Source organism: Butyricimonas sp., from assembly GCF_019423355.1.
In the GTDB taxonomy this organism is placed as follows: domain Bacteria; phylum Bacteroidota; class Bacteroidia; order Bacteroidales; family Marinifilaceae; genus Butyricimonas; species Butyricimonas faecihominis.
Genome location: NZ_JAHZBP010000001.1, coordinates 458,330 through 479,499, shown reverse-complemented (window position 1 = coordinate 479,499; position 21,170 = coordinate 458,330). Strand labels below are relative to the sequence as shown.

Below are 21,170 nucleotides of genomic sequence, written 5' to 3'. Positions count from 1 at the left end.
CTTTAGCGGTTGCAAATATACGGCAAATTTCATTCCTACCAAAGAAAACGTGATTTTTTTTTTACATCTCCAGCAATTTGGTCTCGTACACGACATCAATCCACTGTAAATAAACACAATACCGTCTTATTCCATATGAATAAATAAAACTCTCCCGTCCATACATGTAAATACTTTATTCCCTACCTTTGCCCCTGTAACCTATTGAAGATCGAAATTCATTTTCAATTTTCAATTTTCAATTTTCAATTAATATGGCTAAATTATATCTGATCCCGACCCCAGTAGGTAATCTTGAAGACATCACGTTAAGAGCACTTCGTATATTAAAAGAAGTTCCTCTCGTCCTCGCCGAAGATACCCGCACTTCCGCAAAATTATTAAAACACTACGAGATCAACACTCCCCTACTCTCTCATCACAAATTCAACGAACACCAGCAAGTGAACCGTATTGCCGAGCGCATTGCCCGGGGGGAGGACGTGGCCTTAATCAGTGACGCAGGGACACCCGGTATCTCCGACCCGGGATTCCTGCTCGTGCGCACTTGCATCGAGCAAGGCATTGAAACCGAATGCCTGCCGGGAGCTACGGCATTTGTTCCCGCACTTGTAAACTCGGGCCTTCCCTGCGACCGCTTTTGTTTTGAAGGATTCCTACCCCAAAAAAAAGGACGCCAAAAGAAACTCATGACCCTCGCCGAAGAGGAACGCACGATGATATTCTACGAATCCCCCTTCCGTCTGGTAAAAGCCCTCGAGCAGATGGCCGAATTCTTCGGGGAAAACCGCCACGCCTGTGTCGCCCGCGAGATCAGTAAACTTTTCGAAGATTTCCAACGGGGTACGTTGAAAGAACTAATCAATCATTTCACCGAAAACGGGGTGAAGGGAGAAATCGTCATGATCGTGGAAGGTAAACCCAAAAAAGAAGAGGAAGAATCAGAATAAAAATGGGGACTCAACCAAATCCCCATCTTCATATCTATTTATTTGCATTTCTGACATTCAAAATATTTCCAGACTCCGGCAGCGAGGATAGCGCCTAAAAATGGGGCGATAATAAACAACCACAACTGACTTAAAGCATTACCACCTTCAAAAATAGCGGGAGCAATACTTCGAGCCGGATTAACCGAAGTTCCTGTCACAGGAATACATACAATATGGATCAAAACCAAAGATAAACCAATTGCTAATCCCGCGAATCCGGTAGGAGCGTTAGCACTCGTGGACCCTAGAACAACAAGGATAAAGATAAAGGTAAACACCAACTCCGCCACAAAAGCCGGAACCATATTTCCTTCTCCATACATATTTGCCCCCGTTCCTTCCAACCCCATCCCGGAAGAAATCACGTAAAGAATCGCCGAACCGATAAAAGCACCTATCACCTGAAATAACATGTACATCCCAGCATCCTTTCCGCTCATTCGCCCCGTCAAGAAAACACCTAATGTAATGGCCGGATTAATATGACATCCGGAAATACCACCAATAGCATACGCCATTGCCACCACAGACAAACCGAAAGCGAAAGCAATTCCCAAGAAACCGATTTCTGCTCCGGCAATAACAGCACTACCACACCCCATAAGCACAAGTACCATGGTACCAATCATTTCAGCTACATACTTTTTCATAAATTTGTTTTTAAGATTTTGTAATACAAATATAGTGAAAATTAAGCATATTATCCTGCCCAAAAAGAAAAGACTCCTATAACAATTGTCACAAGAGTCTTTTTCCCTATAAAACAAATTTCAATTACTTGCTGAATTTCCGTCCGTGGAACTGAGCATTATCACCTAATTCTTCCTCGATCCGAAGTAATTGATTGTATTTTGCCATACGGTCAGAACGGCTTAATGATCCTGTCTTGATCTGCCCGGAATTGGTTGCCACCGCAATATCTGCGATAGTTGCATCCTCTGTTTCCCCGGAACGATGAGAGGTCACCGACGTGTAGCCGGCACGGTGAGCCATATCAATTGCGTCCAACGTTTCAGTTAATGTACCAATCTGGTTTACCTTGATTAAAATGGAATTAGCGCATCCCATTTCAATACCTTTCTTCAAATATTGCACGTTTGTCACGAACAAATCATCTCCCACTAACTGGCAACGGTCCCCGATACGCTCTGTCAGTAATTTCCAGCCTTCCCAATCGTTCTCACTCATACCGTCCTCGATAGAATCGATCGGGTAACGGGAAATCAATTCTTCCAGATAAGCTACCTGCTCGGCTGAAGAACGCTTTGCGCCCGTCGCTCCTTCAAATTTAGAATAATCGTAAACCCCATCCTGATAAAATTCAGAAGAGGCGCAATCCAACCCGATCATCACATCCTCACCTGCCTTGTACCCGGCAACCTCAATGGCTTTAATAATAGATCCCAAAGCATCTTCCGTTCCTTTCAACGCGGGAGCAAAACCACCCTCGTCACCCACGGCCGTACTCAACCCGCGGTCGTGAAGAACTTTCTTCAAACTATGAAAAACCTCCGCTCCCATCCGCAAAGCCTCACGGAAAGATTCTGCCCCAATCGGACGAATCATAAACTCCTGAAAGGCAATCGGGGCGTCAGAATGAGATCCCCCGTTAATAATATTCATCATCGGCACTGGCAACACTTTCGCATTCACACCTCCGATGTAACGATATAACGGCATTTCCAATGCGTTAGCGGCAGCTTTCGCACAAGCCAATGACACTCCTAATAATGCATTGGCACCTAAATTACTCTTGGTCGGCGTACCGTCCAATTCCAATAAAACACGGTCAATCCCTACCTGATCGGTCACGTTCATTCCCAACAAGGCATCGGCAATCACCGTATTTACATTATTTACGGCTTTGGTCACACCCTTACCGCCATATCTTTTCTTGTCTCCATCACGCAATTCCAGTGCTTCATGTTCTCCCGTGGACGCTCCGGACGGAACCGCAGCACGGCCCATCGCCCCACATTCCAGAATAACATCTACTTCTACGGTCGGATTTCCTCTTGAATCCAACACTTCTCTTCCGATAACTTCTGTAATATACATTCCTCTTAACTTTAAAAGTTCGTAAATAAATTGTTGTGACTAAGATACGTAAAACAATTGGAAAAGTCACATGATTTAGTTTATAAAGTTCCTTGTCATAAACTTTTGTTTCGAAAATAAACTTTTCCAAGTAAGATTTGTCTTAGTAGTACGAAGATTTGACTTGGGACCAAAACCCATCCATTCTTCAACGGAATGTTCAATTGTGTATAAAGTGTATATGAGTAAAGTAAAAGAAGCTGTTTTAGCTATCTTCTTCACGTTGTTTGCCCTATCGGCTTTTGCCCAAACGGGAAGTGTCAGAGGACGAATTATAGATGCTAAAACGAAGAGACCCTTAGAGTTTGTCAACGTGAGTATCCGAGCCACGGGAACTCAAACCCCGTTAACCGGAACAGTCAGTGATTCAACCGGAGTTTTCCGTATCAACAGAGTGAAAAACGGGACTTACACGCTCACCGCCTCGTTTATCGGTTACAAATCCGTGGAAAAAGAATTCACGATCTCGCCGACAGCAAGAAACGTGAACGTGAAAAACATCCTTTTGGAAGAAGACAGCCAAGTGATCGACGAGATACAGGTTGTCGGGCAACGGGCTCAAATGAGATTCGAAATCGACAAAAAAGTCTTTGACGTGGAATCCAATATTTCCCAAGCCGGGGGATCAGCCAGCGAACTACTTGAAAATATTCCCTCGGTAGAGGTAGACAACGAGGGCGAAATCTCCTTACGAGGAAACTCAAGCGTAACGATCTGGATCAACGGTAAGGCATCAGGCTTGTCTGCGGACAACCAAGCCCAAATTCTGGAGCAAATTCCTGCCGAAAGCATCGAGCGTATAGAATTGATTACAAACCCTTCGGCAAAATTCAGTCCGGAAGGGACTTCCGGTATCATTAATATCATCTTGAAAAAAAACCGGAAAGCCGGATATTACGGTAGCTTCCAAGTCGGGGCAGACATTTTGGGCGGGTATAATGCCAGCGGGAGTATCAATTACAGTAGCGGCAAAATCGAATCTTACCTTAATGTCGGCTACCGCCAACGGAAATCCGAAGGAAAGGATTACACCGACCGCATCAATCTAGATGACCAAGGTAATCCGATCTCCTACCTGAATCAGAAAGGCTGGAATGATCGGGATGGCGGTTCGCTCTTCACCCGAGCAGGCCTAACACTACATCTCACCCAGACCGACCATATCGGAATTGAAGGATTCGGACATTTCGGTTCCCGAAATTCCAACAACACCATCCGTTACGAAAGTGATGTTCCCGGATCCTTCACCAGCAGCGAACGCATCAGCGATTCAGATAACTCCTCGAAAGGGGGAAATATCAACCTCGACTACAAGCACGAATTCAGCGAAAAAAGCAATCTCGTGGCCCGTGCCTCTTGGGACTTATGGGTTTCTGACGGGACCAGTACATACAAACAACATTCTCTCTACCCGGAGAATAAAGAAACCTCCTCTTGGCAACAACAGGAAAGTGACAACCGCTCACAAAGCTGGGAATTTCAAGCGGACTACGTGAATCAATTCACGGAAGAGAGTAAGTTAGAAGCAGGTTATAAAGGTACGCTCAGCAGCCAAAAAAGTCCCGTGGAAACCTATTCCGGCGAAACAGAGGCAACTGCCGCTTTTGACGAGTTATTATATAACAAATACTCTTACGACCGAAATATCCAAGCCTTATACGCCACGTTCTCCACGAAAGTGAATAACTTCGGGTTGCAACTAGGCTTACGGGGAGAATACACGGACACGGAGACCAAATCACTGGGATACAGAGAAACCGAGGCCACGGCCATTCCTTATAAAGACGACTATTTCAGTTTATTCCCCAGCCTGTTTCTCTCGTACAGTCTCCCGAAAAATCATGAAATACAGGTCAACTACACCCGACGAATTTCACGTCCCAGAGGCTGGCAATTGAACCCGTTTATGAACATGACCGATTCACTCAATATCTCGTTCGGAAATCCTTACCTTTCTCCGGAATATTCCAATTCCTTCGAGTTGAATTACATCAAGACTTGGGAAAAACACACGCTATCCGTCTCCACCTACTACCGGAACACGGACGACGTGATCCAACGTATTCGTTACCGGGAAGGGGATGTCATGAAAAGCACGTCGGCTAACATTACACAATCTTCTTCCGCCGGAGCCGAAATCGTGGCAAAAAACAAACTACTGAAATTTCTAGACTTTACAACAACCCTGAATTTCTATTATAACGAACTGGAAGGCTTTTCTTACCTCCCGGCAGGTGCAGACACCCCGGTTACGGGAGAACGGGACGATAACTTCTCATGGACAGGGAAAATCATTGCCAATGCCATGCTACCGTACGCCATCTCGTTACAGGCTACCGGAAGCTACAACTCCAAACAGATTATTGCCCAAGGCCACCGGGAGGCAAGCTACCGCTTAGATCTGGGAGTCCGGAAGTTTTTCTTTGACCGGAAAATAAACCTTAGCATAAGCGTGCAGGACATTTTGAATTCCCGTAGTTGGCACAGCATCACTTCCGGTAACGGTTTTAAACAAGATAGTGATAGTTGGAGAAAAGGCGGGGTTTTCCGTTTCACGTTAAGCTATAACTTCGGAAACATGAAAGCTTCCAAGCAAAAGCAACAGCGCCCTTCGGAAGAGATGAACATGATGGAAGAAGAGTTTTAATTTTTAATTATCACTTCCCAACGTCCACCTTTGTCCGGCCCGATTCTGCGGAGTATTCCGTCAGCTTTGAGCCGGGCAAAATGTTTTTCTACCGCTTTCGACGAAATCCCGATCCGTGTCGCAACAGTCGTGGCACTCAACATCGGATCCTCTAATAACAAGGAAATAATTTTCTCCCTACCTTTTTTTAGTTTTCTTCCTACGGTCAAACATTCGTTCCCCTAAAAAATAACCCCGGACGTATTGCCCGGGGTTATTTTTTATCTGGAATAATACTTTATTCAGCTTTCGGAGCTTCTTCCGTTACAGGAGCCTCAGCCACCTGAGTTTCCTCGGTAGCGGCAGGAGCAGCCTCTTTCTTAGCAGAAGGTCTTCTACGACGAGTCGTTTTCTTAGCCTCTTCTTTCTTCACTTCAGTATAAGTCGTGTTATAATCCACCAACTCAATCATACACATTTCAGCGTTATCACCCAAACGGTTACCCAATTTCAAAATACGGGTATATCCTCCCGGACGATTAGCAATTTTCTGTGCAACGTCACCGAACATTTCAGCAACAACTTCTTTGCGACGAAGGTAAGAGAAGACGGTTCTTCTAGAGTGAGTCGTGTCGTTTTTGGCTTTCGTCAAAAGCGGCTCAACATAGACCTTCAGGGCCTTAGCTTTAGCTAGTGTCGTTTGGATTCTCTTGTGAAGAATCAAAGAACAAGCCATATTAGAAAGTAGAGCATGTCTGTGAGAACTAGTTCTACCTAAATGGTTAATTTTCTTATTATGTCTCATTTTACTTATTCTTTGTCTAATTTATACTTGGCAACATCCATACCGAATTCAAGGTTATTGTTCTCCAAAAGGGCTTCCAACTCAGTCAAGGATTTCTTACCGAAGTTTCTGAACTTCAACAAATCATTCTTGTTAAATTGGACAAGCTCACCCAGAGTTTCAACCTCAGCTGACTTCAAACAATTCAACGCACGCACGGAAAGATCCATGTCCACGAGTTTTGTCTTCAACAGCTGACGCATGTGCAATACCTCTTCATCAAACTCTTCGTTTCCATATTTATCCTCCGTTTCGAGAGTAATTTTCTCGTCAGAGAACAACATGAAGTGATGGATCAAGATTTTAGCAGCCTCTTTCAACGCATCGGTGGGATTAATAGAACCATCCGTCTCGATGTCGAAAACCAAACGTTCATAGTCGGTTTTTCCCTCTACACGGTAGTTCTCAATCTCGTATTTCACGTTTTTAATCGGCGTGTAAATAGCATCGATAGGAATTACACCAATCTCGGCATCTGCAGGCATATTCTCTGAAGCAGGAACATAACCGCGTCCTTTTTGAATGGTCAACTCCATACTTAGGCTCGTGGAAGTATCCATGTTGCAGATTACCAATTCCGGGTTCAAAACTTCAAACCCTTTCAGGAATTGATTCATATCACCGGCAGTAAACGTCTCTTGTCCAGAAACGGTAACGGTCAACTTTTCATTCTCCACGTCCTCCACTTTTCTTTTCAACCGAACCTGTTTCAAGTTCAAGATAATCTCGGTCACATCTTCGATGACACCAGGGATTGTCGCAAACTCATGATCTACACCTTGAATTTTAATACCGGTAATCGCAAAGCCTTCCAAAGAAGACAACAAGATTCTGCGTAGTGGATTACCAATAGTGATGCCGTAACCTGGCTCCAACGGGCGGAATTCGAATTTACCGAATCTGTCCGTTGATTCAAGCATGATTACTTTGTCCGGTTTCTGGAAAGCTAATATTGCCATATATATTTTTATTTTACTACTTAGAATACAACTCTACGATTAACTGCTCCTTAATGTTCTCTGGAATATCTGCTCTTTCCGGAACATTAAGTAATTTACCACTCATAGCTGCAGCATCCCACTCTAACCAAGAGTATCTGCTACTTCTATTTCCTCTCAATGATTCGTTAATCACTTCCAGTGCCTTAGATTTCTCTCTTACAGCAACAACATCTCCCGGACGAACGTGACATGAAGGAATGTTACATACGTGACCGTTGATGGTGATGTGTCTGTGAGAAACAAACTGACGGGCAGCCGCACGGGTAGGAGCGATTCCTAAACGATAAACCACGTTATCCAAACGACATTCCAGTAATTGAAGTAATACCTCACCGGTTACTCCCTTACTACTTTCAGCTTTCTCGAATAAGATACGGAATTGTCTTTCCAACAAACCGTAAGTATATTTTGCTTTTTGTTTTTCTTTCAACTGAGTACCGTACTCAGAGATTTTCTTTCTACGATGAGCAATACCGTGTTGTCCGGGAGGGTAATTACGATGTTCTAACGCTTTATCCGGTCCAAAAATGGGCTCACCAAATTTTCTTGCTATCTTAGACTTAGGTCCTGTATATCTAGCCATTTTATTATGATTTTAAATTTTAGATTTTAAATTTTAAATTGTCGCGATTCTTCAAATCGTTCGAATCTCAAATTTTACAATTTACAATTTACAATTTAAAATTACATTAGACTCTTCTCCGTTTGGGAGGACGACATCCATTGTGCGGAAGTGGCGTAACATCAATGATCTCGGCAACTTCGATTCCACAAGCGTGAATAGCACGAATTGCTGATTCTCTACCGTTACCCGGTCCCTTGACATATACCTTAACTTTTCTCATCCCCAAATCGAAAGCAACTTTACCACAATCGGTAGCTGCCGTCTGGGCTGCATAAGGAGTGTTTTTCTTTGATCCTCTAAATCCCATCTTACCTGCTGATGACCAAGAGATGACTTGTCCGCTTGAATTAGTCAACGAGATAATGATGTTATTAAAAGAGGAATGAACGTGTGCTTGTCCCACGGCTTCAACTTTAACTAGCCGTTTCTTGTTTGATGTAGACTTCTTTGCCATAATTCAATCTCTAATCAATTATTTAGTTGCTTTCTTCTTGTTAGCAACAGTTTTCTTTTTACCCTTTCTCGTACGGGCATTGTTCTTCGTACTTTGTCCTCTTACCGGAAGACCGATACGATGTCTGATTCCTCTGTAGCAACCAATATCCATCAGTCGCTTAATGTTCATTTGGACAGAAGTTCTCAACTCTCCTTCTACTTTGTACCCACCATTGATGACATTACGTACAGCAGCTAGTTGATCGTCATTCCAATCCTTCACCTTAGTGTCAAAATCGATGCCGGCCTTTTCTAATATGGTCCTGGCACTACTTCTACCTATACCATAGATATAGGTCAGAGCTATCTCCCCTCTCTTATTTGAGGGCAAATCTACACCAACGATTCTTGCCATAAATCTTTTTTACTCTTTTTACTAAATTAATAATCAACCCTGACGTTGTTTAAACTTCGGGTTCTTTTTGCAAATGACGTACAAGACGCCTTTTCTTCTTACAAGCTTGCAATCAGCACTACGCTTCTTAACAGATGCTCTTACCTTCATTGCTCAACAATTTAATTTTTATATCTAAATGTTATCCTACCTTTCGTGAGATCGTAAGGGGACATATCCACTCTCACCTTATCTCCCGGAAGTATCTTTATATAGTGCATTCGCATCTTCCCCGAAATGTGGGCCGTTATGATATGCCCGTTTTCCAGTTCAACACGAAACATAGCATTTGACAATGCTTCCGTTATTACTCCATCTTGCTCTATCGAAGGCTGTTTCGCCATAATTCAATTTTTACAATTTCCTGTCTTCTATATATTCAAATGTCGACAAAATATCAGCTTCTCCTTTCCGAATAGCCAACGTATGCTCGAAATGTGCGGCTGGCAGATGATCTCTTGTCTTTATCGTCCACCCGTCTGCCATCTGGAAAACGTTACGGGCGCCCAAGTTAATCATGGGTTCAATAGCGATCACCATTCCGATCTTCAATTTACATCCCTGCCCTCTCCGTCCGTAATTCGGCACTTGAGGTTCTTCATGCAAGTTCTTTCCCACGCCATGACCGACCAGCTCTCTGACAACAGAGAATCCGTTCGCTTCGGCATACGACTGCACGGCATAACCAATATCTCCTATCCTCATTCCCGCAACAGCCTGCTCTATCCCTTTGTACAAGCTATCTTTTGTCACTTGTAAAAGCTTTTTCACTTCATCACTAATCTCCCCGACAGCAAAAGTATAGGCGCTATCCCCATAAAAACCATTCTTCACAACCCCGCAATCAACGGATACGACATCACCTTCCTCTAAACGACGAGAGGACGGAATCCCATGAACCACTTCGTCATTCACTGAAATACAAAGCGTGTTCGGGAACCCTCCATACCCGAGAAATCCGGGAATGCCACCATTCGAACGAATAAAATCCTCAGCGATCTTATCCAACTCTAAAGTCGAAATACCCGGGCGAATGTGTTTGGACACTTCACCCAGAGTCTTTCCTACTAATTGGTTGCTTTCCCGCAATAACTCAATCTCCTCCTGTGTCTTTAAAAAAATCATGCCGCAAAAGTACAATTTATTTTCTTAATATGCAGCAGGTCCTCCAGGATTTTTACCTTTAATACGTCCCGATTTCATCAACCCGTCATAGTGACGCATCAACAAGTGTGATTCGATTTGTTGTAATGTATCCAACACTACACCAACCAAAATCAACAAAGACGTACCTCCGTAGAACTGAGCAAACTGGTGGTTAACACCCGAGATCTGGGCGAAAGCCGGAAGAATTGCTACAATTCCCAAGAATATAGATCCAGGAAGTGTGATTCTAGACATAATGGTATCGAGGAACTCCATCGTTTTTCTTCCCGGTTTTACACCCGGAATAAATCCACCGTTCTTCTTCATATCCTCAGACATTTGCATCGGATTCACCGTGATAGCCGTGTAGAAATAAGTAAACGCGACAATCATGATAAAGAACGTGAAGTTATACCAGAATCCAGTGAAGTTTGAAAATGCTGCAGCAAAACCGGATAATGATTCCGAATTTGCATAGTTAATCAAAGAAATAGGCAATAACATGATAGCCTGAGCGAAGATGATAGGCATAACCCCGGCCGCGTTGATCTTCAACGGAATGTATTGACGAACGCCACCGTATTGTTTGTTACCCACGATTCTCTTGGCATACTGTACAGGCACTTTACGTGTTCCCTGTACAAGCAGGATTGATCCGCAGAATACCAAGAATAATATAATCAACTCGATCAAGAACGCTACCAAACCTCCTCCTTGTTGAGAAACTCTGGAAGTTAACTCTGCAATGAAAGCGAATGGTAAACGAGCGATGATACCGATCATGATGATGATGGACACACCGTTACCAATTCCCTTATCAGTAATTCTCTCTCCCAACCACAGGACAAACATTGAACCTGCAGCCATGATCACGATGGACGGGAGCTGGAATTGCCAAAAACCAGTAGATACAAAAGCCTCTGCCGGTACCTGAGCTTTCAAGTTTGTAAGATACGCCGAACCTTGTAATACCAGGATAACTAATGTGAGGTACCGCGTAATCTGGTTAATCTTACGTCTACCGCTCTCGCCTTCCTTCTGTAAGCGCTGGAAATAAGGAACCGCAATTCCCAATAACTGCACAACGATGGACGCGGAGATGTAGGGCATAATACCTAACGCAAATACCGACGCGTTCGAGAATGCACCTCCTGAGAACATATCCAACAAGCCTAACACTCCGCTGGATGTCTGATCTTTCAGAGCCTGCAAACCATGAGGGTCGATACCCGGCAGTACGATCTCTGTTCCTAACCTGTAAACGAGAATAAGCCCAAGCGTAGTAAGAATCCTAGTCTTGAGCTCTTCTATTTTCCAAATGTTCTTTAATGTATCAAATAACTTCATAAGTTCTTTCTTTTAAGGCATTGATTTGGGATTTTGTTAAAGTTGCTTCAAAAATAGTAATTCTATTTTAAAAACAACTTTAAACTCCCAAATTTTTAATCTTACAATTTAACCACTGTTCCGCCAACAGCCTCGATAGCGGCTACCGCTTTAGTGGAGAAAGCATCAGCTTTCACCTCAAGCTTAGTAGTTAACGCTCCGTCACCTAATACCTTAAGAAGATCGTTCTTAGACATTAACCCGGCTTGAATCAATACATCCCGGTCGATCACGGTAAGATTATCTCTTTCAGCCAGAGCCTGAAGCATCCCTACATTGATAGCTTTATATTCTACTCTGTTTATATTTTTAAAGCCAAATTTCGGTACACGTCTCTGCAAAGGCATCTGTCCACCTTCAAAACCAATCTTAGATTTATAACCTGATCTTGATTTGGCTCCTTTGTGCCCTCTTGTAGAAGTACCTCCTTTTCCGGAACCTTGACCACGACCAATTCTCTTTTCTCTGTGAGTTGATCCGGCAGCCGGTTTTAAGCTACTTAAATCCATTGTATACTCTTTAAATAGGTTTAACAATTACTTTACTTCCTCCACGCGCACGAGATGTTGCACTTTAGCAACCATTCCCATGATTTGCGGTGAAGTTTCGTGTTCAACACTGCTGTTCACTTTCCCGAGGCCCAGTGCGTTCAAAGTAGCAACTTGACGTTTATCACTACCAATTCTACTTCTTACCAATGTAATTTTAATCTTTGCCATCGTTATTCCAGTTTATCCGTTAAACACTTTGTCAAGACTAATTCCTCTCTGTTGAGCAATCATGCGAGGATCTCTCAATAACTTCAAAGCAGCGAAAGTTGCTTTTACCAAGTTATGAGGGTTGGATGATCCTTTAGATTTTGCCAACACGTCTTTCACTCCTGCACTTTCCAACACGGCACGCATAGCACCTCCGGCTACCAGCCCGGTACCGGAAGAAGCGGGACGCATGAATACAGTTGCACCACTATATTTAGCTTCTTGCTCGTGAGGAAGAGTTCCTTTCAATACAGGTACTTTAATCAAGTTCTTCTTCGCGGCCTCAACGCCTTTTGCAATAGCAGTAGTTACCTCGTTAGCTTTACCTAACCCGTAACCCACGGTACCGTTTTCATCGCCTACAACCACGATAGCAGAGAAACTGAATGTTCTACCTCCCTTGGTAACTTTCGTTACACGGTTGATAGCCACCAATCTGTCTTTCAATTCCAAGTCTGCACTATTAATCTTCTGTTCCATTCTTGCCTACTTTTAAAAATTAAGACCACCGTTACGAGCTGCATCTGCTAATGCTTTCACTCTTCCGTGATATAAATACCCGTTTCTGTCAAACACAACAGCGGTAATCCCGGCTGCTTTTGCCTTTTCAGCAAGCATGGCACCCAACAATTGGGCCTGTTCTGTCTTGTTACCTTTCTTTTCAGCGATCTCCTTGCATAAAGAAGATGCCGATACCAGAGTTTTTCCGGCATTATCATCAATCAACTGAGCAGAAATTTGCGTGTTTGAACGGTATACGGACAAACGGGGTCTCTCAGCTGTTCCGAAGATTACTTTACGTATTCTTCTCTTTATTCTTATTCTTCTTTCTACCTTAGTTAAAGCCATAACATTACTTTTTTACAGGTGATTAAACTTTAGCTGATTTACCAGCCTTACGACGAAGAACTTCACCCACAAATTTAATACCTTTACCTTTATACGGCTCCGGTTTACGGAATGAACGAATCTTAGCCGCTACCTGACCGATCAATTGTTTATCGCAGCTTTCCAGCGTGATAATCGGGTTAGCACGTTTTTCATTAAGCACACTCACTTTCACTTCGTTCGGTAACACCATGAAGATTCCGTGTGAATAACCTAATCCCAATTCAAGAACTTGGCCTTCAGCATTTGCTCTGTAACCTACTCCGACCAACTCTTGTTTGATCGTGTAACCTTCAGAAACACCTACAACCATGTTGTGAATCAAGGAACGATATAAACCGTGCATGGCTTTATGAGCTTTATCTTCTGACGGACGCTCTACAACAACGTGAGCTCCTTCCACTTTCACGATCATATCTGCGTGTACGTCCTGAGAAAGTTCTCCCTTAGGACCTTTAACTACGACCGTGTTATCAGGATTTACAGTAACTGTAACCCCTTGTGGTATATCTATTGGTAATTTTCCTATTCGTGACATTTTCCGCCCTTTTTATTAATAAACATAACACAATACTTCTCCACCAACATTCTTTTGGCGAGCTTCTTTATCAGACATTACGCCTAATGACGTTGACAAAATCGCGATACCTAATCCGTTTAACACGCGAGGCATATCCTCTACGTTCGTGTAACGTCTCAGACCCGGTTTTGAAACACGTGTCAATGTCCTAATGGCGGGAGCCTTCGTTTCAGGATGATATTTCAAAGCAATTTTAATGTTGCTTCTAACACCATCTTGCTCGAATTTATAATTCAGGATATATCCTTTTTCTTTTAAAATTTTGGTCATTTCCCGTTTCATTTTTGACCCGGGGATATCCACAACTTTATGACCTGCTTTTACTGCATTCCTAATACGAGTCAGGAAATCTGCTATTGGATCTGTCATCTCTTCAAATTTTAAATATTACCAACTAGCCTTTTTAACTCCAGGTATAAGTCCGGCAGATGCCATTTCGCGGAATTGAATTCTGCTTATACCAAATTGTCTCATGTACCCTCTCGGTCTTCCCGTCAATTTGCATCTGTTGTGCAAACGAACGCGACTTGAATTCTTAGGCAGAAGGCTTAATCCAATATAGTCTCCTTCCTCTTTTAATTTAGCTCGTTTTGCGGCGTACTTTTCTACCAATTTTGCACGCTTTACCTCACGGGCCTTCATTGATTCTTTTGCCATTTCGCTTTTTTTTAGTTCTTTTTAAATGGTAATCCAAATTCTCTTAGAAGAGCAAAAGCCTCTTCGTCGGTATTAGCCGAAGTTACAAACGTTACATTCATACCCATGATCTTGTGAACACTGTCCAACACGATTTCCGGGAAAATGATCTGCTCTTCTATTCCTAATGTGTAATTTCCTCTTCCATCAAGCTTATTGTTAATTCCTTTGAAGTCACGGATACGCGGAAGCGCGGAAACAATAAGTCTTTCTAAAAATTCATACATACGTTCTTTACGCAAGGTTACTCTAACGCCAATCGGCATTCCTTTACGCAATTTAAAGTTAGAAACGTCCTTGGTTGATTTACAAGCAACGGGTTTCTGACCGGTGATGGTCGCGATCTCGTTCATTGAAAACTCAAGGATTTTCTTATCCTGAATGGATGATCCCACGCCCTGATTGATTACTATCTTCTCCAATCTGGGTGCCTGCATAACTGACTTGTATCCGAACTCCTTCATCAAAGTCGGTACAATTTCTTCGTTATACTTTGTTTTGTAATTTGGTACGTATTTCATTTATAATTATTTGGTTATCATGCCTCACGGCATATTACATTAAATTTGCGGCTGCAAAGCTACAAATTTAAATTAATAATTGCAAGTTGCTCTGGGACAACCTGCAATTATTTATTTTACTATTTCAATTCCTGTCCGGATTTCTTAGCGTATCTTACTAATTTTCCTTCGGCATTCCGTCTACGTCCTACCTTTGTCGGTTTTCCCGTAACCGGATCGACCACGTTCAAGTTGGAAATGTGAATAGGAGCTTCCTTCTTGATAATTCCTCCTTGCGGGTGAGTTGCGTTGGGTTTGGTATGTTTGCTTACCAAATTGATACCCTCAACAATAGCTCTTTGCTTGTCCGGAATCATTTCAAGTACTTTTCCCTGCTTCCCTCTGTCTTCTCCTGCATTTACCTGAACTAAGTCACCTTTCTTTATATGAAACTTCTTGCTCATCGTATAAATTATTTATGATTTATGATTTACGACTTATGATTCAAGAAATTCGATTATACAATCTACAATCCAAAATCATAAATCTAAAATCTTAAAGTACCTCGGGGGCTAATGACACAATCTTGGTGTAACCCTCACGAACTTCTCTGGCAACAGGTCCGAAGATACGAGTTCCTCTCATTTCACCCGCGTTGTTCAATAACACGCAAGCATTGTCATCAAAGCGGATATAAGATCCGTCCGGACGTCTGTACTCTTTACTTACACGAACTACCACTGCCTTACTAACTGAACCTTTTTTTACGTCACCGTTCGGGATGGCATTCTTCACGGCAACAACGATTTTATCGCCCACGCGTGCATATCTTTTCTTGGTTCCACCAAGAACACGGATACAAAGCACTTCTCTAGCGCCGCTGTTGTCGGCTACGGTCAATCTACTCTCTTGTTGTATCATGATTACTTAGCTCTTTCAATGATTTCAACTAATCTCCATCTCTTGGTTTTACTCAAAGGACGGGTCTCCATAATTCTCACTGTATCCCCGATGTTACATTCATTTTTCTCATCGTGAGCAGTGAACTTCTTGGTCTTGTTGACGAACTTCCCGTAAATCGGGTGTTTCTCCTTAAAATGAACGGCAACCGTGATAGATTTGTCCATCTTGTTGCTTACCACAAGACCGGTACGCTCTTTTCTAAGATTTCTTTCCATTTTTCTACTACTTATTTAATTCACGTTTGCGTAACTCCGTCATCAATCTAGCGATGTTTCTTCTTGTCGTCCGGATTAACATCGGGTTCTCAAGTGGAGAAACAGCATGGTTCATCTTCATCTTGGTCAAGGCAGCTTTTTCTGTCTCGATCTTTTCTTTTATCTCTTCAGTGGTTAAATCTTTAATCTCTGATGTTTTCATTTCTCTTACAATTTTTCGTTTCGAAATTCAAAATAGTCTCACGACTACTCAGTGTAATCACGTCTAACCACGAACTTAGTAGCGATGGGTAGCTTTTGTGCTGCCAGGCGCAATGCCTCCTTAGCGATTGCATACGGTACTCCATCTGCTTCGAAAAGAATACGACCCGGAGTAACAGGAGCAACGAATCCTTCTGGAGATCCCTTACCCTTACCCATACGAACCTCAGCGGGTTTCTTAGTAATAGGTTTATCTGGAAATATACGAATCCATATCTGACCCTGTCTTTGCATGTAACGGGTTACTGCAACACGGGCTGCCTCAATCTGGCGTTGTTCGATCCACATGTTCTCCAACGCCTTGATCCCGAAAGATCCAAATGCAAGTTCATGTCCTCTTTGGGCATTCCCTCTCATTCTCCCTTTCTGCGATCTTCTGTATTTAGTCCTTTTTGGCTGTAACATAGCTCTTGATCTATTTAAAAGTTAAAAGACTATTTTTTTCTCTTTTTGAAACCGCCTTTTTTGCCGGCATTGTTCGGACGGTTGTTGTTCTCTTTCTGAGCGCCAACCAATGCATTCGGAACCAGCTCACGTTTTCCGTAAACTTCTCCCTTGCAAATCCAAACTTTGATACCCAGCTGGCCATAGGTCGTCAATGCCTCGGCCTGAGCGTAATCAATATCAGCACGGAACGTGTGCAATGGAATTCTACCTTCTTTGTAGATCTCGGCTCTTGCCATTTCAGCACCGTTCAAACGACCGGAAATCAAGATTTTGATACCTTCTGCACCCATTCTCATGGTAGAAGCGATAGCCATCTTGATTGCTCTACGGTAAGCCACACGACCTTCCAGCTGACGAGCTATATTATTACCCACGATCACGGCATCCAACTCGGGACGTTTGATCTCGAAGATATTAATTTGAACTTCCTTATCGGTGATCTTCTTCAGCTCCTCTTTCAACTTATCAACTTCCTGTCCGCCTTTACCGATGATAATACCCGGACGAGCGGTGTTGATCGTGATCGTGATTAGCTTCAGGGTTCTCTCGATAACAATCTTAGCGATTCCTGCTTTAGCGAGACGGGCGTTCAGATACTTTCTGATCTTGTAATCTTCCACCAATTTATCGCCATAGTTCTTACCGCCAAACCAGTTAGAATCCCATCCTCTGATGATTCCTAATCTATTGCTTATTGGATTAACTTTCTGTCCCATGCTAACTATTCTTTTGTAATGTTTTCAACAGCTGTCTTGCTTCCCAACACGATCGTCACGTGATTTGAACGTTTACGAATCCGGTGAGCTCTTCCTTGCGGGGCCGGTCTAAGTCTTTTCAACATACCTGCACCGTCAACGAAAATTTCCTGCACGAACAAGGAGGCTTCGTCAACACGTTTACCCTCGTTCTTTTGTTCCCAGTTAGCAATTGCTGAAAGCAACAACTTTTCAACTCTACGAGCAGCTTCTTTAGGACAAAATTTAAGCATATCCAAAGCTTTCTGTACATCTACTCCGCGGATCAAGTCTGCCACCAATCTCATTTTTTGAGGAGATGTAGGACAATCGCGAAGAATTGCAAAAGCCTTCTCTTTTTTGGCTTCTTTATTCTGATTTGCTCTTAATCTTTTTCTTGCACCCATTTTAATACATCTTCTTTAGTTCAACTTTACCATGCATTACTTTTTCTTTTTATCAGCATGGCCTCTAAATGTACGTGTCGGCGCGAATTCCCCCAATTTATGACCTACCATATTTTCAGTCACAAATACCGGGATAAATTTATTACCGTTGTGTACAGCGATAGTGTGCCCTACGAAGTCCGGAGAGATCATGGAACGACGAGCCCAGGTTTTAACAACCGATTTCTTATTGGACTCATTCATTACCAATACTTTTCTCTCTAACTTGAAATCAATAAAAGGGCCTTTTTTTAACGAACGACTCATAACATCAATAATTAATCAGTTATTTTTTCCTTCTTTCTATGATATACTTGCTAGAGTGTTTCTTAGGAGCTCTAGTCTTGTAACCCTTAGCCAACAAGCCTTTTCTTGAACGAGGATGTCCTCCTGAAGCGCGGCCTTCACCACCACCCATCGGGTGATCAACCGGGTTCATTACGACACCTCTCACGCGAGGTCTGCGGCCTAACCAGCGAGTACGACCTGCTTTACCTGAACGTTCCAGTGCGTGGTCGGAGTTTGACACCGTACCAACAGTTGCACGACAGGTTAACAGCACCATACGGACTTCACCAGAAGGTAACTTGATTGAAGCGTATTTCCCTTCTCTTGCTACTAACTGAGCGTAAGAACCAGCGCTACGAGCCATCACGGCTCCTTGTTGCGGTCTTAACTCGATGTTATGAATGATTGTACCTAATGGGATTTCAGATAAGAACAATGCATTTCCAACTTCCGGAGCAACACCTGCACCACTCATCACGGTTTGACCAACTTGCAAACCGTCCGGTGCCACGATGTAACGTTTTTCTCCATCTGCATACACTAATAGAGCAATTCTCGCCGTACGATTGGGATCGTACTCGATCGTTGCAACACGAGCCGGAACATTATCCTTGTCGCGTTTGAAATCTATTATTCTGTATCTTTGTTTATGACCACCACCTATATATCTCATTGTCATTTTACCGGTGTTGTTACGTCCACCAGTTTTACTCTTTGGTCCTAACAATGATTTCTCAGGTCTATCTGTAGTCAACTGATCAAAGGTAATCGCTACCTTATGTCTCTGACCAGGAGTTACAGGGTTTAATTTTCTTACAGCCATCTTAATTAAATATTGCTAAAAAAATCAATACTATCACCTTCTGCTAAGGTCACAATTGCTTTCTTGAAGGAAGCGGTTCTTCCGGAAATAACACCTGCTTTCGTGTAACGAGATTTAGCATCTCCTTGGTACACCATCGTGTTCACAGATTTCACGGTCACGCTATACATCGCTTCAACTGCTCTCTTAATCTCTAATTTATTCGCTGCTTTGCTAACAACGAATGCTACTCTGTTCTGCTTGTCAGTCAATGCAGTCATTTTCTCTGACAAAATGGGCTTCACAATTACTTGCATGTCTTACTCTTCATTAAGATTGAACATTTCATTTAGGCCCTGCACTGAACTTTCAACGAACACGAGACTCTTAGCTCTCATGATATTGTAAGTTGCAAGATCGCTAACTCTCATCACATCCACGTATTGCAAGTTACGAGCTGACAACAGAACGTTATTGTTCATGTCATTGGTAACCAACAGGATGTTACGGTTATCTAATTTCAGGTTGTTAAACAGCTGAATCATCTGTTTTGTTTTCGGTGCCTCGAAATTGAGATCCTCGACAATAGTCACCGCATTAGAAGCGGCTTTTACAGATAATGCTGATTTACGGGCCAATCTTTTCAGCTTCTTGTTCAATTTGAAGCTATAATCTCTTGGTACGGGTCCAAACACTCTACCCCCTCCTCTAAACAGAGGGTTCTTGATACCACCTGCACGGGCGCCACCAGTACCTTTTTGCTTTTTCAGCTTGCGGGTACTACCGGAAATTTCATTTCTTTGTTTTGACTTGTGGGTCCCTTGGCGGTTGTTCGCTAAAAACTGCTTTACATCAAGATAAATAGCGTGCTCGTTAGGCTCAATCCCGAAGATAGCGTCGTTTAACTCTACCTTCCTGCCTGTCTCTTGTCCGGCAATGTTTAATACACTTAACTCCATTACTTCTCGATAATTACGTATGAACCTTTAGCTCCGGGGATAGAACCCTTCACCAATAACAAATTATTTTCAGGTATCACTTTCAGCACTTCCAAGTTCTGAACCGTTATTCTGTCACCACCTGTTTGTCCCCCCATACGCATTCCTTTGAACACGCGTGACGGTGTAGAACAAGCACCGATAGATCCCGGTTTTCTTTGACGGTTGTGCTGACCGTGAGTAGCCTCTCCTACTCCGGCAAATCCATGGCGTTTCACAACACCTTGGAAACCTTTTCCTTTACTAGTCCCGACTACATCAACGTACTCTGTTCCTTCGAACAAGTTCACGTCAATTACATCACCTAACTTGTACTCGACATCATACCCTGAAAATTCCACGAGTTTTCTTTTCGGAGTTGTGCCTGCCTTTTTAAAGTGTCCACTTAGCGGTTTGGTTGTGTTTTTTTCTTTTTTGTCATCAAAACCCAACTGAATTGCTGTGTAACCGTCTTTCTCGATAGTCTTTACTTGGGTTACAACACATGGACCGGCCTCAATCACAGTGCATGGAATACTTTTTCCCTCGGCACTGAATACGGAAGTCATTCCGACTTTTTTTCCAATTAAACCTGGCATCTCTTTTTTCTCTTTTTAAAAATAGGTTTTCAATCTCTTAATAACGACATAGGTTTTCGCCGTTATCAAACTTTAATCTCTACTTCAACACCACTCGGTAATTCAAGTTTCATCAAGGCGTCAATCGTACCTGCAGTTGAACTGTAGATGTCGATTAATCTTTTGAACGTGCATACCAAGAATTGCTCGCGGCTCTTTTTATTCACGAACGTAGAGCGATTTACAGTAAAAATTCCCTTGTGAGTAGGAAGTGGAATCGGACCACTTACCACTGCTCCGGTAGCCTTCACTGTCTTTACAATCTTCTCTGCAGACTTGTCAACCAAGTTGTGATCGTAAGATTTCAACTTAATTCTGATTTTTTGGCTCATGTTTTTAATTATGATTTATGATTTAAGATTTACGATTCT

Annotated in this window: 35 protein-coding genes; 2 read left to right on the top strand and 33 right to left on the bottom strand. The window is 42.7% G+C overall.

Annotated features, from left to right (window positions below):
* Positions 1 to 254: 254 nt before the first annotated feature.
* Positions 255 to 950, top strand: coding sequence for a 16S rRNA (cytidine(1402)-2'-O)-methyltransferase (gene rsmI, locus QVC79_RS01980; RefSeq protein WP_124315949.1), 696 nt, complete (start codon positions 255 to 257; stop codon positions 948 to 950).
* A gap of 38 nt (positions 951 to 988) precedes the next feature.
* Here the strand turns inward: rsmI and QVC79_RS01975 are convergent, their stop codons facing one another.
* Both QVC79_RS01975 and eno read right to left on the bottom strand, forming a co-directional pair.
* Positions 989 to 1,642, bottom strand: coding sequence for an MIP family channel protein (locus tag QVC79_RS01975; protein ID WP_124315950.1), 654 nt, complete (start codon positions 1,640 to 1,642; stop codon positions 989 to 991).
* Positions 1,643 to 1,766: 124 nt separating this feature from the next.
* Positions 1,767 to 3,050 carry a phosphopyruvate hydratase gene (gene eno, locus QVC79_RS01970; protein WP_270595289.1) on the bottom strand — a complete coding sequence of 428 codons (1,284 nt, stop codon included), beginning with the start codon at positions 3,048 to 3,050 and terminating at the stop codon, positions 1,767 to 1,769.
* A gap of 220 nt (positions 3,051 to 3,270) precedes the next feature.
* Here eno and QVC79_RS01965 point away from each other — a divergent pair, with 220 nt between their 5' ends.
* The gene (locus QVC79_RS01965) at positions 3,271 to 5,736 is read left to right on the top strand and encodes a TonB-dependent receptor (RefSeq protein WP_270595288.1); all 2,466 of its coding nucleotides are present in this window, start codon (positions 3,271 to 3,273) and stop codon (positions 5,734 to 5,736) included.
* On the opposite strand, the gene QVC79_RS01960 is transcribed toward QVC79_RS01965, so the two are convergent.
* The 31 genes from QVC79_RS01960 to rpsJ all read right to left on the bottom strand — a co-directional run bounded on the left by QVC79_RS01960 (position 5,733) and on the right by rpsJ (position 21,131).
* Positions 5,733 to 5,945, bottom strand: coding sequence for a winged helix-turn-helix transcriptional regulator (locus QVC79_RS01960; protein WP_262707604.1), 213 nt, complete (start codon positions 5,943 to 5,945; stop codon positions 5,733 to 5,735). The two genes, QVC79_RS01965 and QVC79_RS01960, sit on opposite strands and share 4 nt — an antisense overlap.
* Before the next feature lie 68 nt (positions 5,946 to 6,013).
* On the bottom strand, positions 6,014 to 6,520 hold the full coding sequence (rplQ, locus tag QVC79_RS01955) for a 50S ribosomal protein L17 (protein ID WP_124315953.1): 507 nt from the start codon (positions 6,518 to 6,520) through the stop codon (positions 6,014 to 6,016).
* A gap of 5 nt (positions 6,521 to 6,525) precedes the next feature.
* The gene (locus QVC79_RS01950; protein WP_124315954.1) at positions 6,526 to 7,518 is read right to left on the bottom strand and encodes a DNA-directed RNA polymerase subunit alpha; all 993 of its coding nucleotides are present in this window, start codon (positions 7,516 to 7,518) and stop codon (positions 6,526 to 6,528) included.
* 16 nt (positions 7,519 to 7,534) lie between these two features.
* Positions 7,535 to 8,143 (bottom strand): 30S ribosomal protein S4, encoded by a 609-nt coding sequence (gene rpsD / locus QVC79_RS01945; protein WP_027201652.1) that lies wholly within the window; start codon positions 8,141 to 8,143, stop codon positions 7,535 to 7,537.
* Positions 8,144 to 8,249: 106 nt separating this feature from the next.
* Positions 8,250 to 8,639: a 30S ribosomal protein S11 gene (rpsK, locus tag QVC79_RS01940; protein WP_027201653.1), complete on the bottom strand. Its 390-nt coding sequence runs from the start codon at positions 8,637 to 8,639 to the stop codon at positions 8,250 to 8,252.
* A gap of 18 nt (positions 8,640 to 8,657) precedes the next feature.
* Positions 8,658 to 9,035, bottom strand: coding sequence for a 30S ribosomal protein S13 (gene rpsM / locus QVC79_RS01935; RefSeq protein ID WP_124315955.1), 378 nt, complete (start codon positions 9,033 to 9,035; stop codon positions 8,658 to 8,660).
* Positions 9,036 to 9,068: 33 nt separating this feature from the next.
* A complete protein-coding gene (ykgO, locus tag QVC79_RS01930) occupies positions 9,069 to 9,185 on the bottom strand; it encodes a type B 50S ribosomal protein L36 (protein WP_124315956.1) in 117 nt (38 codons plus the stop codon).
* An 11-nt stretch (positions 9,186 to 9,196) separates the two neighbouring features.
* A complete protein-coding gene (gene infA, locus QVC79_RS01925; protein WP_018337664.1) occupies positions 9,197 to 9,418 on the bottom strand; it encodes a translation initiation factor IF-1 in 222 nt (73 codons plus the stop codon).
* 10 nt (positions 9,419 to 9,428) lie between these two features.
* Positions 9,429 to 10,199: a type I methionyl aminopeptidase gene (gene map / locus QVC79_RS01920; RefSeq protein ID WP_270595287.1), complete on the bottom strand. Its 771-nt coding sequence runs from the start codon at positions 10,197 to 10,199 to the stop codon at positions 9,429 to 9,431.
* Between the two features lie 24 nt (positions 10,200 to 10,223).
* Positions 10,224 to 11,567 carry a preprotein translocase subunit SecY gene (gene secY / locus QVC79_RS01915; protein WP_027201656.1) on the bottom strand — a complete coding sequence of 448 codons (1,344 nt, stop codon included), beginning with the start codon at positions 11,565 to 11,567 and terminating at the stop codon, positions 10,224 to 10,226.
* A gap of 101 nt (positions 11,568 to 11,668) precedes the next feature.
* Positions 11,669 to 12,115, bottom strand: coding sequence for a 50S ribosomal protein L15 (gene rplO, locus QVC79_RS01910; RefSeq protein WP_270595286.1), 447 nt, complete (start codon positions 12,113 to 12,115; stop codon positions 11,669 to 11,671).
* 27 nt (positions 12,116 to 12,142) lie between these two features.
* On the bottom strand, positions 12,143 to 12,325 hold the full coding sequence (rpmD, locus tag QVC79_RS01905; protein ID WP_027201658.1) for a 50S ribosomal protein L30: 183 nt from the start codon (positions 12,323 to 12,325) through the stop codon (positions 12,143 to 12,145).
* Positions 12,326 to 12,337: 12 nt separating this feature from the next.
* Complete coding sequence (gene rpsE / locus QVC79_RS01900; RefSeq protein ID WP_027201659.1) at positions 12,338 to 12,844, bottom strand: 30S ribosomal protein S5; 507 nt, start codon at positions 12,842 to 12,844, stop codon at positions 12,338 to 12,340.
* A 12-nt stretch (positions 12,845 to 12,856) separates the two neighbouring features.
* A complete protein-coding gene (gene rplR / locus QVC79_RS01895; protein WP_027201660.1) occupies positions 12,857 to 13,213 on the bottom strand; it encodes a 50S ribosomal protein L18 in 357 nt (118 codons plus the stop codon).
* A 22-nt stretch (positions 13,214 to 13,235) separates the two neighbouring features.
* Positions 13,236 to 13,790 carry a 50S ribosomal protein L6 gene (gene rplF / locus QVC79_RS01890; protein ID WP_087421401.1) on the bottom strand — a complete coding sequence of 185 codons (555 nt, stop codon included), beginning with the start codon at positions 13,788 to 13,790 and terminating at the stop codon, positions 13,236 to 13,238.
* 15 nt (positions 13,791 to 13,805) lie between these two features.
* The gene (gene rpsH, locus QVC79_RS01885; RefSeq protein WP_018337672.1) at positions 13,806 to 14,201 is read right to left on the bottom strand and encodes a 30S ribosomal protein S8; all 396 of its coding nucleotides are present in this window, start codon (positions 14,199 to 14,201) and stop codon (positions 13,806 to 13,808) included.
* An 18-nt stretch (positions 14,202 to 14,219) separates the two neighbouring features.
* Positions 14,220 to 14,489 (bottom strand): 30S ribosomal protein S14, encoded by a 270-nt coding sequence (rpsN, locus tag QVC79_RS01880; protein WP_027201662.1) that lies wholly within the window; start codon positions 14,487 to 14,489, stop codon positions 14,220 to 14,222.
* Between the two features lie 11 nt (positions 14,490 to 14,500).
* Complete coding sequence (rplE, locus tag QVC79_RS01875; protein ID WP_087421400.1) at positions 14,501 to 15,049, bottom strand: 50S ribosomal protein L5; 549 nt, start codon at positions 15,047 to 15,049, stop codon at positions 14,501 to 14,503.
* 119 nt (positions 15,050 to 15,168) lie between these two features.
* A complete protein-coding gene (rplX, locus tag QVC79_RS01870) occupies positions 15,169 to 15,492 on the bottom strand; it encodes a 50S ribosomal protein L24 (RefSeq protein ID WP_027201664.1) in 324 nt (107 codons plus the stop codon).
* A 91-nt stretch (positions 15,493 to 15,583) separates the two neighbouring features.
* Positions 15,584 to 15,949, bottom strand: a complete 366-nt coding sequence (rplN, locus tag QVC79_RS01865) for a 50S ribosomal protein L14 (RefSeq protein WP_087421399.1) — start codon at positions 15,947 to 15,949, stop codon at positions 15,584 to 15,586.
* Between the two features lie 2 nt (positions 15,950 to 15,951).
* The gene (rpsQ, locus tag QVC79_RS01860; RefSeq protein ID WP_027201666.1) at positions 15,952 to 16,206 is read right to left on the bottom strand and encodes a 30S ribosomal protein S17; all 255 of its coding nucleotides are present in this window, start codon (positions 16,204 to 16,206) and stop codon (positions 15,952 to 15,954) included.
* 7 nt (positions 16,207 to 16,213) lie between these two features.
* Entirely contained in the window at positions 16,214 to 16,408 is a 195-nt protein-coding gene (gene rpmC, locus QVC79_RS01855) for a 50S ribosomal protein L29 (RefSeq protein ID WP_087421398.1), read from the bottom strand.
* A 44-nt stretch (positions 16,409 to 16,452) separates the two neighbouring features.
* A complete protein-coding gene (gene rplP / locus QVC79_RS01850) occupies positions 16,453 to 16,872 on the bottom strand; it encodes a 50S ribosomal protein L16 (RefSeq protein WP_027201668.1) in 420 nt (139 codons plus the stop codon).
* A 29-nt stretch (positions 16,873 to 16,901) separates the two neighbouring features.
* Positions 16,902 to 17,630, bottom strand: a complete 729-nt coding sequence (gene rpsC / locus QVC79_RS01845; protein ID WP_027201669.1) for a 30S ribosomal protein S3 — start codon at positions 17,628 to 17,630, stop codon at positions 16,902 to 16,904.
* Positions 17,631 to 17,635: 5 nt separating this feature from the next.
* Entirely contained in the window at positions 17,636 to 18,055 is a 420-nt protein-coding gene (gene rplV / locus QVC79_RS01840; RefSeq protein WP_027201670.1) for a 50S ribosomal protein L22, read from the bottom strand.
* 36 nt (positions 18,056 to 18,091) lie between these two features.
* Complete coding sequence (gene rpsS / locus QVC79_RS01835) at positions 18,092 to 18,361, bottom strand: 30S ribosomal protein S19 (RefSeq protein ID WP_027201671.1); 270 nt, start codon at positions 18,359 to 18,361, stop codon at positions 18,092 to 18,094.
* Between the two features lie 19 nt (positions 18,362 to 18,380).
* Positions 18,381 to 19,205: a 50S ribosomal protein L2 gene (rplB, locus tag QVC79_RS01830; RefSeq protein ID WP_027201672.1), complete on the bottom strand. Its 825-nt coding sequence runs from the start codon at positions 19,203 to 19,205 to the stop codon at positions 18,381 to 18,383.
* A 5-nt stretch (positions 19,206 to 19,210) separates the two neighbouring features.
* Complete coding sequence (rplW, locus tag QVC79_RS01825) at positions 19,211 to 19,501, bottom strand: 50S ribosomal protein L23 (RefSeq protein ID WP_027201673.1); 291 nt, start codon at positions 19,499 to 19,501, stop codon at positions 19,211 to 19,213.
* Positions 19,502 to 19,504: 3 nt separating this feature from the next.
* Positions 19,505 to 20,143: a 50S ribosomal protein L4 gene (gene rplD / locus QVC79_RS01820; RefSeq protein ID WP_124317533.1), complete on the bottom strand. Its 639-nt coding sequence runs from the start codon at positions 20,141 to 20,143 to the stop codon at positions 19,505 to 19,507.
* Positions 20,143 to 20,760 carry a 50S ribosomal protein L3 gene (gene rplC / locus QVC79_RS01815; RefSeq protein WP_027201675.1) on the bottom strand — a complete coding sequence of 206 codons (618 nt, stop codon included), beginning with the start codon at positions 20,758 to 20,760 and terminating at the stop codon, positions 20,143 to 20,145. Before rplC ends, rplD begins: the two co-directional genes overlap by 1 nt.
* Before the next feature lie 65 nt (positions 20,761 to 20,825).
* Complete coding sequence (gene rpsJ, locus QVC79_RS01810; protein ID WP_009137840.1) at positions 20,826 to 21,131, bottom strand: 30S ribosomal protein S10; 306 nt, start codon at positions 21,129 to 21,131, stop codon at positions 20,826 to 20,828.
* Between the last annotated feature and the right edge of the window lie 39 nt (positions 21,132 to 21,170).